The organism is Homoserinibacter sp. GY 40078 (genome assembly GCF_008017545.1).
In the GTDB taxonomy this organism is placed as follows: Bacteria; Actinomycetota; Actinomycetes; order Actinomycetales; family Microbacteriaceae; genus Homoserinibacter.
Map to the genome: position 1 here is coordinate 897,504 of NZ_VRTZ01000001.1, position 16,940 is coordinate 914,443.

Annotated in this window: 11 protein-coding genes; 10 read left to right on the forward strand and 1 reads right to left on the reverse strand. The window is 67.7% G+C overall.

What is annotated here, in order from left to right; all coding sequences use genetic code 11:
- Positions 1-2: 2 nt before the first annotated feature.
- From FVQ89_RS04325 to FVQ89_RS04370, 10 genes are all read left to right on the forward strand, one after another.
- Entirely contained in the window at positions 3-1,766 is a 1,764-nt protein-coding gene (locus tag FVQ89_RS04325) for a hypothetical protein (protein ID WP_222706035.1), read from the forward strand.
- Entirely contained in the window at positions 1,763-2,590 is an 828-nt protein-coding gene (locus FVQ89_RS04330; protein WP_147900661.1) for an A24 family peptidase, read from the forward strand. Before FVQ89_RS04325 ends, FVQ89_RS04330 begins: the two co-directional genes overlap by 4 nt.
- Before the next feature lie 30 nt (positions 2,591-2,620).
- Positions 2,621-3,670, forward strand: coding sequence for a type IV pilus assembly protein PilM (gene pilM, locus FVQ89_RS04335; RefSeq protein WP_147900662.1), 1,050 nt, complete (start codon positions 2,621-2,623; stop codon positions 3,668-3,670).
- Entirely contained in the window at positions 3,667-4,368 is a 702-nt protein-coding gene (locus FVQ89_RS04340; protein ID WP_147900663.1) for a PilN domain-containing protein, read from the forward strand. The genes pilM and FVQ89_RS04340 overlap by 4 nt, the downstream gene beginning before the upstream one ends.
- On the forward strand, positions 4,368-5,048 hold the full coding sequence (locus FVQ89_RS04345; RefSeq protein WP_147900664.1) for a type 4a pilus biogenesis protein PilO: 681 nt from the start codon (positions 4,368-4,370) through the stop codon (positions 5,046-5,048). Before FVQ89_RS04340 ends, FVQ89_RS04345 begins: the two co-directional genes overlap by 1 nt.
- 317 nt (positions 5,049-5,365) lie before the next feature.
- The gene (gene rpsL, locus FVQ89_RS04350) at positions 5,366-5,734 is read left to right on the forward strand and encodes a 30S ribosomal protein S12 (RefSeq protein WP_147900665.1); all 369 of its coding nucleotides are present in this window, start codon (positions 5,366-5,368) and stop codon (positions 5,732-5,734) included.
- A 5-nt stretch (positions 5,735-5,739) separates the two neighbouring features.
- Positions 5,740-6,210 (forward strand): 30S ribosomal protein S7, encoded by a 471-nt coding sequence (gene rpsG / locus FVQ89_RS04355; protein ID WP_147900666.1) that lies wholly within the window; start codon positions 5,740-5,742, stop codon positions 6,208-6,210.
- A gap of 84 nt (positions 6,211-6,294) precedes the next feature.
- Positions 6,295-8,409, forward strand: coding sequence for an elongation factor G (fusA, locus tag FVQ89_RS04360; RefSeq protein ID WP_147900667.1), 2,115 nt, complete (start codon positions 6,295-6,297; stop codon positions 8,407-8,409).
- A 127-nt stretch (positions 8,410-8,536) separates the two neighbouring features.
- The gene (gene tuf / locus FVQ89_RS04365) at positions 8,537-9,730 is read left to right on the forward strand and encodes an elongation factor Tu (RefSeq protein WP_147900668.1); all 1,194 of its coding nucleotides are present in this window, start codon (positions 8,537-8,539) and stop codon (positions 9,728-9,730) included.
- Between the two features lie 145 nt (positions 9,731-9,875).
- On the forward strand, positions 9,876-15,962 hold the full coding sequence (locus FVQ89_RS04370; protein ID WP_147900669.1) for a zinc-dependent metalloprotease family protein: 6,087 nt from the start codon (positions 9,876-9,878) through the stop codon (positions 15,960-15,962).
- On the opposite strand, the gene FVQ89_RS04375 is transcribed toward FVQ89_RS04370, so the two are convergent.
- Positions 15,898-16,938, reverse strand: a complete 1,041-nt coding sequence (locus FVQ89_RS04375) for a class C sortase (RefSeq protein WP_147900670.1) — start codon at positions 16,936-16,938, stop codon at positions 15,898-15,900. The two genes, FVQ89_RS04370 and FVQ89_RS04375, sit on opposite strands and share 65 nt — an antisense overlap.
- Positions 16,939-16,940: the final 2 nt, after the last annotated feature.

Here is a 16,940-nt window from a genome sequence, read left to right on the forward strand (position 1 = left end):
TCATGGGCCTCGGCCTGGTACTCGTGCTGGTCGTGGCAACAGCCCTGAGCTCCACCGTCGGCGGCACTCAGAAGGCCGACACCGAGACCGACTGGAACGGGGCGCTCGCAGCGGCGTATGCGGGCATCGAAGACTACTCGAGCCGTGTCGAGAACGACCCGAGCTATGTGCGCTACGGGAACACCGCCTCCGAGTTCAGCTCCGAGAGCCCGACGCTCACGATGCCCACCGGCTCCAACGCGAATGCCGCGTTCAACGTGACGGCCTCGGCGCCGTGGGCGACGGTGCCGGGGTCCGATGGAAAGGCGAAGTTCCGCTACGAGATCGACACGTCGATGTACCCGGCAACAGGAGTCATCCGCATCCGGTCGACGGGCCTCGTGGGAAGCCAGACGCGATCGGTCATCGCCGACCTGCGGCAGGACGGCTTCAGCGACTTCGTCTACTTCACCGACTACGAGACGCAGGATCCGCTGGTCACCTCGGGCAACGACCCGTACTGCGAGAACTACTGGTGGAACCGCCCGCCGCAGAAGACCTCCGGCGTGCCGGGCTACAGCGGAGGCTCGCCCACCTGCGGCGACATCCAGTTCGCCGGGAGCGACGTCATCAAGGGCAAGGTGCACACCAACGACCGTCTCCTTCTCTGCTCGGCGACGTTCAAGGGTGCGGTCACGACGGCGAGCACCACAAACCCGCTCTACGGCACAGCGAGCGGATGCTCGTCCCCCAACTTCCAGGCGGGCGTACCTCAGCGCGTCGGCGCGATCACGATGCCTGCGACCAATGCGCAGATGAAGAAGGAGACGCGCAACGACCTGCCGAGCGAGGTGCCGGATCCGGGCTGCCTGTACACCGGCCCGACCGTGATCCAGCTCAACAGCAACGGAACGATGACCGTCTGGTCGCCCTTCACCCGCAAGACGCAGGTGGCGGCGAGTTCGAGTGGCGCGACGACCCCCGCGAAGTGCGGCACCCCGGGCACCTCGACCGGGCAGCTCGGCAGCACCGGTGGCGCCACGATCCCTGTGCTCAACCTCAACCTGCTCTACGTGCAGAACATCCCGAGCTCGACGAGCGACCCGAACTATCCGACCTCGAGCCTCGGCACGGGCACGTTCACGTACAACAAGTTCCACTGCACCGGGACCGGCAGCGACCAGGCCTGGTACATCGGCAGCACCAACAGTTCGAGCTCGGCCACGCAGCGCTTCCCGATGGCGAACGAGGTGATGCCCTCGAGCTCGACCTCGTCGACGCCCGCCTACGGATGTCGCAACGGCGACCTCTACATCAGTGGCACGCTGCACGGGCGCATGACCACCGCCGCTGAGAACTTCGTCTATCTCACCGGCGACCTCTCGTATGCGGACACGCAGGAGGACATGCTCGGCGTGGTCGGCAACAACGCGATCTGGGTCTGGAATCCGATGAACTCGAGCGACAACGCTCTGCTCGGCACCAACCGCACCATCTACGCTTCGCTGCTGTCGGTGGCGCATACCATCCAGGTGCAGAACTACCGCAGCGGGTCCCCTCGCGGCACCCTCAAGATCGTCGGCAGCATGGCGCAGAAGTTCCGCGGCCCTGTCGGAACCGGAAGCGCATACGGCGTCGCCACCGGATATGCCAAGGACTACAACTACGACGAGCGGCTCACCTACTCCGCGCCGCCGAAGTATTTGACTCCCACGTCGACCACCTACGGCACCACGCAGATCGCCGGTGTGCCCTCCGCGTTCGACGCAGACGGAGCGCCCCGATGACGCCGCTGCTCGCCGCGCTCGCGGCCATCTCGGGTCTTGCGATCGGCTCGTTCCTCAACGTCGTCGTCTATCGGGTGCCTGCGGGGATGTCGGTCGTCGCCCCCGCCTCGGCGTGCCCGGGCTGCGGATCCGAGATCCGCGCGCGCGACAACGTGCCAGTGCTGTCCTGGCTGCTGCTCGGGCGGCGCTGCCGCGACTGCCGGATGCCGATCTCGGCCCGGTATCCGGCAGTCGAGGCTCTGACGGGCGTCGTGTTCGTGCTCGTCGCGCTGTTCTTCGCCCCGCAGATCGGGCAGTCGGGCTCCGCGGCGGAGGCGACGGGCGCCGTGCTGCAGCTGCTCGCGTTCCTCGTGCTCGCGGGGGTGAGCATCGCGCTCGCGTCGATCGACCTCGACGTGCACCGGCTGCCGAACCCGATCGTGCTCTTCGCTTTGGTGAGCGGCGTCGTGCTGCTCGTGCCGGCGCTGTTGCTCCTCGGGCGGCCCGAGCTGCTGGTCTCCGCCGGTATCGGCGCGGCCGCATCGTTCGCCTTCTACCTCGCGCTCGCGCTCGTGAGCCCGCGAGGGATGGGGATGGGCGACGTCAAGCTTGCGGGAGTCCTCGGGCTCTACCTCGGTGCGCTCGGATGGGCGCAACTCGCGGTGGGAGTCATCGTGGCTTTCGCACTCGGCGCGATCGCGGGGGCGATCGTGCTGATCATCAGGCGGTCCGTCAAGGACCGCCGCATCCCGTTCGGACCCTGGATGATCGCCGGGGCCTGGGTGGGAGTCGTCGGAGGCGAGCAGATCGCCGCCGGCTACCTCGCGTTGGTCGGCCTGGGCTGACACGGGGATACGGGAGAACAAGGGGGAAACATGGCATCCACCATCGTGGGGCTCGACTTCGGGCGGGGGGTGATCCGCGCGGCCGAGGTACTCGGCTCCGGCGGCAACAAGCCGACGCTCGTGCGCTATCACCAGATCGCCGTCCCGACCTCGGCCATCGACCGCGGAGAGGTGCTCGAACGCGAGGTCGTCGTGGCCGCGCTCAAGCAGCTCTGGTCGCAAGCAGGATTCAAGACCCGCAAGGTGATCGTCGGCGTCGGCAATGCCCGCGTGCTCGTGCGCGAGCTGTCAGTGCCGCGTGCGCCGCTCGACCGGATCCGGGAATCGCTCCCGTTCCAGGTGCAGGACATCCTGCCCGTTCCGGTGAACGAGGCGCTGCTCGACTTCTATCCGATCGCGGAAGCGGACGAGGAGGGCCGCCCCGTCATCCAGGGCCTCCTCGTCGCCGCCATCAAGGACAGCGTCCTCGCGGCCGTCGAGGCGGTCGAGGCCGCGAAGCTCGTGCCCGTCGACGTGGACCTCATCCCGTTCGCGCTGAGCCGTGCACTCCTCGTCGGACCCGCCGCCCAGGGCTCGGTCGCCCTCGTGCACATCGGGGCGGCGACGACCATGGTCACGATCGCGGTCGACGGCATCCCGCAGTTCGTGCGGATCATCCAGAACGGCAGCGACGACATCAACCGCGCGCTCGTCGAACGCCTCGGCATGGACGAATACCAGGCCGAGCAGGTGAAGCGCCGGTTCGGCCTCGCGACCCAAGGCGCCGGCCCCGAGCTGCGTCCGGCGTTCGAGGTGATCTACGAGTCGACCGGCGACCTGGTCGTGGCGATCCGCAACACGCTGAGCTTCTACGTCTCCAACCGACCCGGGGCGGTCATCGAGCGCATCCTGCTCTCGGGCGGGGGAGCCGAGCTCAACGGATTCCCGACCGCCCTCGCGGACGCGACCCGCATCCCGGTGCGGGCCCCCGGGCCGCTCGAGCGGCTGTCGGTCGCCCGAACCGTCGATCCGAACCAGATGGCCGCCGGCGTCGCCGGGGTCACCGTCGCCGCAGGACTCACACTCGGGAGCAAGGCATGACCGCCACCGTCGCGCCCCCCGCGCCGTCCAAGCGCGAGGCAGGGCGCAAGAGCGTCCCCGTGGGGACGTCGCCGCGCGTCTCGCTGCTGCCGCCCGAGATCGGCGACCGCAACCGGCAGCTGGGTGTCCAGCGCCTCCTGCGACTGGCGATGTTCGGCGTGTTCATCCTCGTCGTCGCGGCGATCGGTGCCGCCTGGTACTACTCGTTCACGGCGCAGGCCGGTTTGGCCGCCGAGCAGCTGAAGACGCAGGATCTGGCGCAGCAGCAGCTGCAGTACTCCGAGGTCCAGAGCGCGATCAACGCGGTGCGGCTGGGTGAAGCGGCGCTCGTGGTCGGCGGATCGACCGAGATCGACTGGCAGGACTATCTGACGCAGGTGCAGGGATCTCTGCCGGACGGCGTCTCGCTCGACACGTTCTCGGTCGAGGCGGCGACGATCACCGAGCAGTACCCGCAGTCGACGGTGCCCCTCGAGGGTGCGCGCATCGCGACGCTGCAGTTCACGGCGTTGAGCAAGGACCTCCCGGACATTCCTGCCTGGCTCGATCGTCTCCGCGAGCTGCCCGGATTCGTGGACGCGAAGCCGGGGAGCATCGTGCTCCTGGAAGACGGCTCCTACAGCGCGAGCGTCACGATGCACATCGATGCTCAGGCGTATTCGAACCGGCTGACGGCCGAGACCGAGGAGGCGGAGTGATGAAGATCGGGACGAACGTGTGGGCGCTCATCTCGGGCGTCGTCATCATCGGCCTCCTCGCGGGCGGCTGGTTCCTCGGGGTGTCGCCCCTGCTGGACGCCCAGAACGACGCGGAGCAGCAGCGCATCGCGGCGGCCAGCCAGAACCAGACGCTGCAGATGGCGATCATGACGCTCGCCAAGGAAGAGGAGAACCTCCCTTCCTATGAGAAGCGCGCGGCCGAGCTCGAGCGCGCGATCCCGCAGGACGTCGAGAGCGCGGAGTTCCTGGAGCAGGTCAACAGCCTCGCGACGAAGGCCGACGTCACCGTCGCCGAGTTCACGCTCGGCGAGCTGACGCCCTATGCACCGCCCGCGGGGGAGGCCGCCGATCCGGATCTCGCGCCGACGCCCGCGACCGACGCCCGCATCTCTCCGGACAACTTCATCCTCGTGCCGGTGACGATCTCGGTGGAGGGCGGGTGGAACGAGGTGCTGTCGTTCATCCACGGCGTGCAGTCGACGGACCGCCTCGTGCTCGTGACGAAGATCACGACGTCGGTAACGGACACCGCCTACTCGGCAACGCTCTCCGGCGCGATGTATGTGCTCCTGCGCCCGGGTGCGACGCAGCCGGATGCCGACGGCGGCGACGCCGACGGCGCCGAGGCGTCGACCACCGCCCCCGCATCCGCGGGGTGACAGACTGCCGGCGGCCGCGTCCCTCCCGTCGCGGTCGCCGGCTCTTCTGCGCCAACATTGCGGGAGATTACGCGCGAGCGTATGATTGACCGCGTGTGTGCATTTCGCACGCCTTCTCCCTGCCATCCGACACCTCCTCCGGAGGCCGTCGCGGCGTGGAGGGCGAGCGGATGCGACACAGGGCCAGGCCCCGGCGCCCGCCGGAGCTGACCCCCACGGCATGTCCGTCTGATTCCCCGACGAGCTTCCTCGGCGGGTGACGGATCCCGATGGATCCACCATCAGCTGTCACCGTGCAGCATGATCAAGGAGCAATTTTGCCCACCATTCAGCAGCTGGTCCGCAAGGGCCGCACGCCGAAGGTCACGAAGACCAAGGCGCCCGCCCTCAAGGCGAACCCGCAGCAGCGCGGAGTGTGCACCCGTGTGTACACCACGACCCCGAAGAAGCCGAACTCGGCTCTGCGCAAGGTCGCCCGTGTGAAGCTCTCCAACGGCACCGAGGTCACCGCCTACATCCCCGGCGAGGGCCACAACCTGCAGGAGCACTCGATGGTGCTCGTCCGCGGTGGCCGTGTGAAGGACCTCCCCGGCGTGCGCTACAAGATCGTCCGCGGCGCCCTGGACACCCAGGCCGTCAAGAACCGCAAGCAGGCCCGTAGTCGCTACGGCGCGAAGAAGGGCTGAGTCAGATGCCTCGTAAGGGACCCGCAGCCAAGCGCCCGGTCGTCGCCGACCCGGTCTACAGCTCGCCCGTCGTCAGCCAGCTCGTCAACAAGATCCTCCTCGACGGCAAGAAGGACCTCGCCCAGCGCATCGTCTACGGCGCGCTCGATGGCGTCGCCCAGAAGTCCGGGCAGGATGCCGTGGTCGTGCTCAAGAAGGCCCTCGACAACGTGCGCCCGACCCTCGAGGTGAAGAGCCGCCGCGTCGGTGGCTCCACCTACCAGGTGCCGGTCGAGGTCAAGCCGCACCGCGCGAACACCCTCGCGCTGCGCTGGCTCGTCAGCTACTCGAAGTCGCGTCGCGAGAAGACGATGACCGAGCGGCTGCAGAACGAGATCCTCGACGCCTCGAACGGTCTGGGTGCCGCGGTCAAGCGCCGCGAGGATACCCACAAGATGGCCGAGTCGAACCGCGCCTTCGCCCACTACCGCTGGTAAACCTCCGGGTCACCCGGATGCCGTAGCCTACGCCGCGGCATCCGGGCCGCCCCGAATCACATTTCCGAAAGTAAGGAAGACCCCGTGGCACAAGACGTGCTCACCGACCTCACCAAGGTCCGCAACATCGGCATCATGGCGCACATCGATGCCGGCAAGACGACGACGACCGAGCGCATCCTCTTCTACACGGGCGTGAACCACAAGATCGGCGAGACGCACGACGGCGCCTCGACGACCGACTGGATGGAGCAGGAGAAGGAGCGCGGCATCACCATCACCTCCGCCGCGGTGACCTGCTTCTGGAACAAGAACCAGATCAACATCATCGACACCCCCGGTCACGTGGACTTCACCGTCGAGGTCGAGCGCTCGCTGCGCATCCTCGACGGCGCGGTCGCCGTGTTCGACGGCAAGGAGGGCGTCGAGCCCCAGTCCGAGACCGTGTGGCGTCAGGCCGACAAGTACAACGTGCCCCGCATCTGCTTCGTCAACAAGATGGACAAGCTGGGCGCCGACTTCTACTTCACGGTCGACACGATCATCAACCGCCTCGGTGCCAAGCCCCTCGTGCTGCAGCTCCCGATCGGGTCCGAGTCCGAGTTCGTCGGCGTCGTCGACCTGCTCGAGATGCGGGCGCTGGTGTGGCCGGGCGACGCCAAGGGCGACGTGACCATGGGCGCCAAGTACGAGATCCAGGAGATCCCGGCCGACCTCCAGGCGAAGGCCGAGGAGTACCGCGCCGTCCTGCTCGAGACCGTCGCCGAGACCTCCGAGGAGCTGCTCGAGAAGTACCTCGGCGGCGAGGAGCTGACGGTCGCCGAGATCAAGGCGGCGATCCGTCAGCTGACCATCGCCGGCGAGCTCTACCCGGTCCTCTGCGGCTCGGCCTTCAAGAACCGCGGCGTGCAGCCGATGCTCGACGCGGTCATCGACTTCCTCCCGAGCCCGCTCGACGTGCCGCCGGTGCAGGGTCACGACGTCAAGGACGCCGAGGTCGTGCTGGAGCGTCACGCCGATGCGACGGAGCCGTTCTCGGCGCTCGTGTCGAAGATCGCCGTGCACCCCTTCTTCGGTCGTCTCACCTACATCCGCGTCTACTCGGGTGCGCTCGAGTCGGGCGCCCAGGTGATCAACTCCACCAAGGGCAAGAAGGAGCGCATCGGGAAGATCTTCCAGATGCACGCCAACAAGGAGATCCCCGTCCCCTCGGTGACCGCGGGCCACATCTACGCGGTCATCGGCCTCAAGGACACCACCACCGGTGACACCCTGAGCGACCCGGGCAACCAGATCATCCTCGAGTCGATGACCTTCCCCGAGCCGGTCATCGAGGTGGCGATCGAGCCCAAGACCAAGGCCGACCAGGAGAAGCTGGGCACCGCGATCCAGAAGCTCGCCGAAGAGGATCCGACGTTCCGCACCGAGCAGAACGTCGAGACCGGCCAGACGGTCATCAAGGGCATGGGCGAGCTGCACCTCGACATCCTCGTGGACCGCATGAAGCGCGAGTTCAACGTCGAGGCCAACGTCGGCAAGCCGCAGGTGGCGTACCGCGAGACCATCCGCAAGACGGTCGAGAAGTACGACTACACCCACAAGAAGCAGACCGGTGGCTCTGGCCAGTTCGCGAAGGTCCAGATCACCCTCGAGCCCCTGGAAGTGACCCCCGAGGTCTCGTACGAGTTCGTGAACGCCGTCACCGGTGGTCGCGTGCCGCGCGAGTACATCCCCTCGGTGGACCACGGCATCCAGGACGCGATGCAGGTCGGCGTGCTCGCCGGCTTCCCGACGGTGGGCGTCAAGGCGACGCTCGTCGACGGTGCCTCGCACGACGTCGACTCCTCGGAGATGGCGTTCAAGATCGCCGGGTCGATGGCCTATAAGGAGGCCGCGCGCAAGGCGAGCCCTGTTCTGCTCGAGCCGCTCATGGCGGTCGAGGTGCGTACGCCCGAGGAGTACATGGGCGACGTCATCGGCGACCTCAACTCGCGGCGCGGTCAGATCCAGGCGATGGAGGATGCGACCGGCGTCAAGGTCGTTCGTGCCCTCGTGCCGCTGTCCGAGATGTTCGGCTACGTCGGAGACCTCCGCTCGAAGACCTCGGGTCGTGCGGTCTACTCGATGTCGTTCGACAGCTACGCGGAGGTCCCGAAGGCAGTTGCCGAGGAGATCGTCCAGAAGAGCAAGGGCGACTAGCTCGTCCACCGGGCTCGCAGCGCCGAAGGCGCGATTCGAGACCAACCACTAAAGTAAATCGAAACCCCGCATCCGCGTCCGGAACGCCATCCGGACGCTTGCAACCGAGTCCTGAGGAGGACACCAAGTGGCTAAGGCCAAGTTCGAGCGGACCAAGCCGCACGTCAACATCGGAACGATCGGTCACGTCGACCACGGCAAGACCACGCTCACCGCGGCGATCTCGAAGGTGCTCGCCGACAAGTACCCGTCGTCGGTCAACGTCATGCGTGACTTCGCCTCGATCGACTCGGCTCCGGAGGAGCGCCAGCGCGGCATCACGATCAACATCTCGCACGTCGAGTACGAGACCCCGAAGCGCCACTACGCGCACGTCGACGCCCCCGGTCACGCCGACTACATCAAGAACATGATCACCGGTGCGGCCCAGATGGACGGCGCGATCCTCGTGGTCGCGGCGACCGACGGCCCGATGGCCCAGACCCGTGAGCACGTGCTGCTCGCGAAGCAGGTCGGTGTGCCCTACCTGCTCGTGGCCCTCAACAAGTCGGACATGGTCGACGACGAGGAGATCCTGGAGCTCGTCGAGCTCGAGGTGCGCGAGCTTCTCTCCTCGCAGGACTTCGACGGCGACAACGCGCCGGTCGTCCGCGTCTCGGGCCTCAAGGCTCTCGAGGGCGACGAGAAGTGGGTCCAGTCGGTCCTCGACCTCATGGAGGCCGTCGACGAGAACATCCCCGACCCGGTGCGCGACAAGGACAAGCCGTTCCTCATGCCCATCGAGGACGTTTTCACGATCACCGGTCGTGGAACCGTCGTCACGGGCCGTGCGGAGCGCGGCACCCTCGCCATCAACTCCGAGGTCGAGATCGTCGGCATCCGCCCGACGCAGAAGACCACCGTCACGGGTATCGAGATGTTCCACAAGCAGCTCGACGAGGCCTGGGCCGGCGAGAACTGTGGTCTGCTCCTCCGCGGCACCAAGCGCGAGGACGTCGAGCGCGGCCAGGTCGTCGTGAAGCCGGGTTCGGTCACCCCTCACACCAACTTCGAGGGCACCGCGTACATCCTCTCCAAGGACGAGGGTGGGCGTCACAACCCGTTCTACGCGAACTACCGTCCGCAGTTCTACTTCCGCACCACCGACGTCACCGGCGTCATCTCGCTGCCCGAGGGCACCGAGATGGTCATGCCCGGCGACACCACCGACATGACGGTCGAGCTGATTCAGCCCATCGCCATGGAGGAGGGCCTCGGCTTCGCCATCCGTGAGGGTGGCCGCACCGTGGGCGCCGGCAAGGTGACCAAGATCATCAAGTAATCACCTGCTGATCGCGAGGGGCCGGATCCGAGAGGATCCGGCCCCTTTCGCATGCCGGGAACCCCTGGAAGGGGGTATAGGTGTGAGGGCGGCTCGCAATGTAGTGTCAGCCCACCACCACATCGCTGCTTCCCAAGGAACCTCTGTGCCCGCATCGCTTCGCACCCAGGTCGCCGCTGCCCTCATCGCATTCGCGGTGGCGGTGGGTGGCGTCTTCACATCCGCCCCTGCCTACGCGGCTGATTCGCCGACGACGGAGCCCACCTCTGAAGCGACGAGCGATCCGGGCGCCGAGCCGACGGCTGACCCAAGCTCCGAGCCGACCGCCGAGCCGACAGCGGAGCCGACAGCCGAGCCCACCTTCGAAGCCACTGAGGCCCCGACGGCCGAGCCAGCACCCTCCGACACCGCGGAGCCGTCGCCCGAGCCGGAGTCCACGGAATCCACGGAATCCGAGACGATCGTCTACACCGGGCGGGTGCAGCGGATCGCCGACGACAGCCTCGACGAGGTCGAGGATCAGACGGCGAAGCTCTTCACGGTCACGGGACTCGGTCAGCTTCGCGTCGACCTGTCGCGCGTCGATCTGGGACGCGACCTGTTCTCGAGCCTCACCCTCTCGTTCCGGGTTCCCGCCGGCGTCGACCTCGACCAGGACTCGGACGCCGTGTTCGCGGACATCGCCGAGGCCTCGCTTGCGAAGCCCGTCGTCGCGCTCGAACGGGTCGCGCTGGCGACCCGCCGCTCGACGAGCTCTCTCGTCAACCAGACGCCCGCGACCGCCGCGACGCACAAGATCTTCGCCGTGCTCGTGACCCCGAGCAACGTCTCGGGAAGCTCGGCAGCCTCCAACCAGACGGCCGCGAAGGTGCAGACCGCGGTCACCGCCGCCGACGCCTACTGGGACGATCAGTCGGAGGGTTCGGTGCGCTTCGAGCTCGCCGGCACGACCGCCTGGTACAAGGGCAGCTACAGCTGCGCCACCGACTCCGGCTCGACCTCACTCTGGACGCAGGCCGCGCAGGTCGCGGCGACCCAGCTCGGCTACCAGGCCGACAAGAACACGCACCTCGCGCTGTTCTTCCCCTCGAACTCGTCGTGCGACGGCGCGATCGGGCTCGGCACCGTCGGCTACACCGTCAACGAGGGCGGAGCGGTCTGGGTCATCGGGACCGACGCTCCGCTCGAGCGTGCGACGCTCCAGCACGAGCTCGGACACAACCTGAGCCTCGGCCACGCCACCTGGCTCGACTGCTCGAGCCCCACCCCGAACCCCGGCTTCTACGGCACGACCGGCTGCACCGTGAAGCCCTACGGCGACGCCGTCGACACCATGGGCTACGGGTTCACCGGCATCGAAGGCGGTGCCCTCTCGAGCCCGAGCGCCATCCGCTCGGGCATCTGGCCGGAGTCGGCTTACGAGGCGGCCTCATCCGGCACATGGACATACACGCTGAAACCGGTCGACTCGCACAGCGGACTGCGCGCTGTCATCATCGAGGACACGAACGGCGTCAACTACTTCGTCGAGTTCCGCAACTTCGCGGGCGAAGACTCGGCGCGAGCAGCCCTCGGCTGCGCAACCGACTACTGCGTCTCGTCGCAGCCGGAGGTTCGAGTGCTGCGCCTGCAGCAGCAGGTGTTCGGCGACTACGTCTTCAAGGGTTTTCCCGGAGACGACGCGTACCTCATCGGACGAACCGTTGGTGGAGCCGATCGGATCGGCTACCGCCAGGGCGAGACGTTCGCGCTCGGATCGATTTCGATGACCGTTACGTCGATCGGAGCGAGCACGGCGACGATCTCGGTGACGAAGCCGTCGACCACAGTGAAGACCAGCTCCGTGACCATCGTCAACGTCGACCAGGTCGACGACGAATGGCGAGTCGGTCAGCGGTTGACGGCATTCCTGAAGGCTGACTGGCGGGCATCCTCGTACACCTTCGAGTGGACGCGTTGGTCGGGTGACGGCTCCTCGTCCATCATCTCCGGTGCCACCGGGTCCACCTATGCCCTCACCTCGGCCGATCGCGGCAAGTACATCTCCGTCGAGGTGACCGGATGGGACGGGAGCTCGGGCACCGCTGTTGATGGCATCTACGGTCCGATCGGGTACGGACAGGTAGCGGCTGGGCCGGTGACGATAGACGCATCCACCTATCCATTCCGCGCGGTCACGTCGGGATGGACCTCGGGAACGACCTTTGCGTACCAGTGGCTCCGCAACGGGGCGAGCATCTCGGGCGCGACGAAGTCGAGCTACACCCCGACGAGCGCCGACCGGGGCAAGCTCCTCTCGGTCCGCGTCACCGGGACCAAGAGCGGATACCTGAAAGCCACCGCGACCTCGGACGCCGCCGATTACACGATGAACGCCGACGGGACGTTCTCCGTGAGCGGCACCCTCAAGGCGGGCAACACGCTGAGCGTCAGCGGTCTCAGCTACACGGGTCCCGACGATCAGCCGGTCACGCCGACGGTGAGCTACCAGTGGTACCGATCCGGCACGGCGATCAGCGGCGCGACCGCGTCGACCTACACTCTTGTCGGCGCAGACGCCGGGGCGACGGTGTCGGTCACGGCGACCGCCGCCGCACCGGGCCTCATGCGCCACGTGATCTCCACGGAGGCCGCCGGAACGGTCGCGAAGGGCACCATCCAGGGCACCCTTGCCGACCCGGTCATCACGACCTCCGGCACGACGACCTTCACCCTCACGGCAGGCTTCCCCGACGGGGCGATCACCGAGCCGAGCGTCTCGAAGACCTACCAGTGGTACCGGGCGGGCACCGCGATCTCCGGCGCCACCGCATCGACCTACAAGCTCACCTCCTCCGACGCGGGCAAGGCGATGTCGGTCCGCGTGACGGTGAAGAAGACGGGATACGACACCGTCGTTCGCACATCAGCGGCACGCACGTACACGATCTCCGCCTCCGGGTCGGCGGTCATCGGTGGAGTCCTCAAGGTCGGGCGCACCCTCGAGGTCGCGCATCCGTCGTACTCCATCGACGGCGACCCGGTGAGCCCCACGCTCAGCTACCAGTGGTACCGATCGGGCGCGGCCATCTCCGGTGCGACCGGCGCGAGCTACACGCTCGTGTCGTCCGACCGGGGCAAGACGATCACCGCGCGCGTCACGGCGGCGGTCTCCGGATATCAGTCGCGTGTGCACACGTCCGCTGCGACCACGGCGATCGGCTACGGCACGATTGCGGGCAGTGGTGCCGCCCCGACGGTCACCCAGTCGGGCACGACATTGACGGCCGCGCTCGCCGCGGGATCCATCACCGAATCCGGAACGACCACGAAGTACCAGTGGTACCGTTCCGGCACCGCCATCACGGGTGCCACGGCGGCGAGCTATGTGCTGTCGGCATCCGACGCGGCGAAGACCGTCCAGGTGCGCGTGACCGTCTCGAAGTCGGGATACACGAGCCGCACGCTGTCGAGCGCCGCGGTCGACTACTCGCTCCGCGCGTCCGGCAAGCCGACGATCTCGGGCACACCGGTGGTCGGCACGACGCTCACGGCTACCCCGCCGGCGTTCACGCATCTCGGCGAGCCGGTGAGCCCGGATCCCGACACGGACCTGACGGCGCGCTGGTACCGCGGCAGCACGGCCATCTCGGGTGCCACCGGGTACAGCTACACCCTGACCTCCGCGGACCGCGGGCAGAAGATCACCGTGAAGGTCACGCCCACCACCGCCTACGCGGCGAGCGTCGGCGGCGTTCCCACCACGGCGACGAGCTCCGCGACCGGGACGGTCGTCGGACACGCGTTCACGGTCACGGGTGACCCGATCGTCACGCAGTCGGGGACCAAGCTCACCGTCTCGGCCCTCAACATCAGCCCCACCTCGGGCTCGACGATCACGTACCAGTGGTACCGCGGAAGCACGGCGATCTCGAAGGCGACCGGGAAGACCTACACCCTGACGTCCTCCGACGCCGCCTCGACGGTACGGGTGCGGGTGACGGTGAAGCGCACCGACTACCTCACGTCAGTGCGGTACTCGGAGGCGACCGCCTACGGGGTGACGCGCGGCTCGGACCTCACGATCTCCGGCAGTGACGGCGGCACGCTGCGGGTGGGTCACACCCTGACAGCAGGATTCACGCCGGGGGAGACGAACGGCACGCCCAACACCGTGACCTACCAGTGGTTGCGCTCCGGCACGGTCGTGGGAACGGGCACCACCTACACGCTCACCTCGGCCGACCGTACGAAGACGATCACGCTCCGCGTCACCGAGAAGTCATCCGGGTACCTGTCGCGCACCACGAGCACGACGAGCACGACCATCCAGTCGGGGGTCATCGGCGGCACGCGTGACGTGCCCGAGGTCACGCAGACGGGGCTCGTCCTCGCGGCGGCGCTCCCGGCCGGATCGATCACGGACACCGTCTCGACTACCTGGCAGTGGTACCGGGGGTCCACAGCGATCTCGAAGGCGACGACCTCGAGCTACAAGCTCACCTCATCCGATGCGGCCTCGACCGTGTGGGTGAGGGCGACCGTGAAGAAGTCCGGCTACTCGACCGTCACGCTCTCGTCCACGCCCGTCGGATACGGCATCCGGGCCACCCCCTCGACGCCGCTGATCGAGGGCGTCGTTGCGGTGGGGAACACCGTTTCGGTCGGTGATCGGGGCTACTCCCTCAACGGCGTCGACATCGGCGACGACCCCGAGCTGACGCTGGCCTACCAGTGGTACCGCTCAGGCGTCGCGATCTCGGGCGCCACCGGGGCCGACTACGACTTCGTGAGCGCCGACCTCGGCAAGACCCTCAAGGTGAAGGTCACGGCGACCTACCCCGACGCGCTTGCTCTCGCTTCCACGAGTGCGTCCACGAGCGCCATCGGCGGCTCGGCGTTCACGGGCGTCGAAGGCGTCACCGTCACGAAGTCGGCCCTCGTGTTGCAGGCGGTCGTCGGCGGCACGACGGATGGCGGCAAGGTCGCGTACCAGTGGTACCGCGGCTCGTCGGCGATCACCGGAGCCACGAAGTCGTCGTACACCCTCACGAGCTCGGACGTCGCGAAGACCATCAAGGTGCGCGTCACGATCAGCAAGTCCGGCTACACGACCCTCGTGATCGTCACGGCTGCCGAGAACTACACCGTCTCGGGCGCGACCCCGACCCTGTCGGGCACGGCCGCGGTCGGCCAGACCCTCACGGCATCCGTCGTCGGAGGGTTCACGCTGCAGGCATCGCCCCTCACGCCCGACTCGGTGAGCTACCGCTGGTATCGCTCGGGCACGGCGATCTCGGGTGCGACTGCCTTCTCCTACACGCTCACCGCATCCGACCTCTCCGCAACGATCACCGTGAAGGTGACCGCGAAGGAGGCGGGCGCACTCTCGTACGCCAAGACGTCGGCGAAGACCGCGACGGTCGTCAAGGGCACCTTCACCGGCACGCTCGCGGGCCCGCAGATCGTTCCCAGTGGCTACGGCAAGGTGACCGCGGAGCTCACCGCGGGCAGCATCCTCGAGCCGAGTGCCACCCAGAAGTACCAGTGGTATCGCGGCTCGAAGGCCATCACCGGTGCCACCAGCCGCAGCTACACGCTCACCTCGTCGGATGCGTCGACGACCATCAAGGTTCGGGTGACCGTCTCGAAGTCCGGATACTCGTCGGTCAGCCTGACCTCCGCCTCGCGCTACAACGTCACGGTGCCGGTCGGCTCGCTGACCGCTGAAGGCGAGCTCGCGGTCGGGGGAACCCTCACGGTGGTCGAGCGGACCTACACCTCGAAGACCGGCTCGACCATCGACCCCGACCTGTCGTGGCAGTGGTATCGGAACGGGGTCGCGATCACCGGGGCGACCGCCGACAGCTACACGTTGGTGGCGGCCGACTTCGGCACGATCATCTCGGTGCGCGAGCGCATCCAGTTCCTCGGATACCGCACACTCGACCAGACCTGGAAGGCGGCCGAGCCCGCAGCGCTCGGCACGATCGCGGGCTCGTACGACGTGCCCGTGCTCGAAGCCGACGACGGCAGCTGGGTGGCTGCGCTTCCGTTCGGAAGCATCACCGAGTCGGGTGTCGCGTACGGGTGGATGTGGTTCCGTGACGGCGTGGTCGTCGCGGGCGCGGTGTTCGACACGTACACCCCCACCTCCGCGGACAGTGGGGCGAGCTTCCGCGTGCGCGTCACGGTGACGAAGCGTGGATACACGCCCGTGGTCCTGGACAGCGAGGAGCTCGTCGCCCCCTGACGCGCCGAGCCGCCACTGCGCGCGTCCCGGCGCCTCGCGCGCTGACGGTTCGCGCCCGGTGCCGCGCTGCCCGGAGGCTCGCCCTGGTGCGTGGCCACGCCACCCACAGGGCGGCTCCTACGGCTGCGAGGAGGGGCACGATCCACCATGGCACTCCGGGATCCGTGCCGAGTTCCACCTCCGCGCTCGTGGGAAGGTCCTCGCCGCCACCGGCGCGCTCGGCCCGCACGATGATCCGGTGCGAGTTCACGCCGATCGGTGTGCAGGTCACGAGAGTCAGAACGTCTTTCCCCATGACCCGCCGCAAAGAGCTGCCGTCGTTCGGCTCGACGACGCTGATCGATGTGACGAGGTAGGTCAGCGTGTCGCCCATGACGTCGATCTCCACGATCGCGCCTTCGGCGATGTCGTGGAGCCCGGTGAACAGGGGTGCGCTCGGAAGACCGGAGTGCCCGGCGAGAACGCTGTTCGTGTCGATTCCGCCGACCGGCAACGATGAGCCGTAGAGGTGCCCCACTCCCTGCTCGAGAGTGTCCGAGTCGGTTCCGTGATAAATCGGCAGATCGACGTCGATCGAGGGGATGCGGATCCGAGCCATCGGCCCGTTCGGGTCGAGGTCGAGCTCGCGCAGATACTGGTTCCACTGCGCACCGCTCTCGCCCGCCGTCCCATCCGCGTTCAGCAGGTAGGGGTCGCGAAGTGGCCCGTCAGGGAGCGTGCTGTTGTACTCCCGGGCAGAGTCGAGCTGCTCGGTCAGCCGGGAGGGTGCGCTCCCGGAGATGTCATCGACGTATCCGGAGATGACCGAGGCGTGGATGCGGTCCGAGATCCACGCCGCGACGGTGGGGTAGAGCAGCAGCGCAGATCCGGTGAGCAGGACCAACGCGGCGACAAGACTCGCGGGGGTGGAGCGTGGGCGAACGGCGCTCCGGCGCTCGCGCCGGGGAAAGGGCGCGAGCACCGGAGCGGCGGTCATGG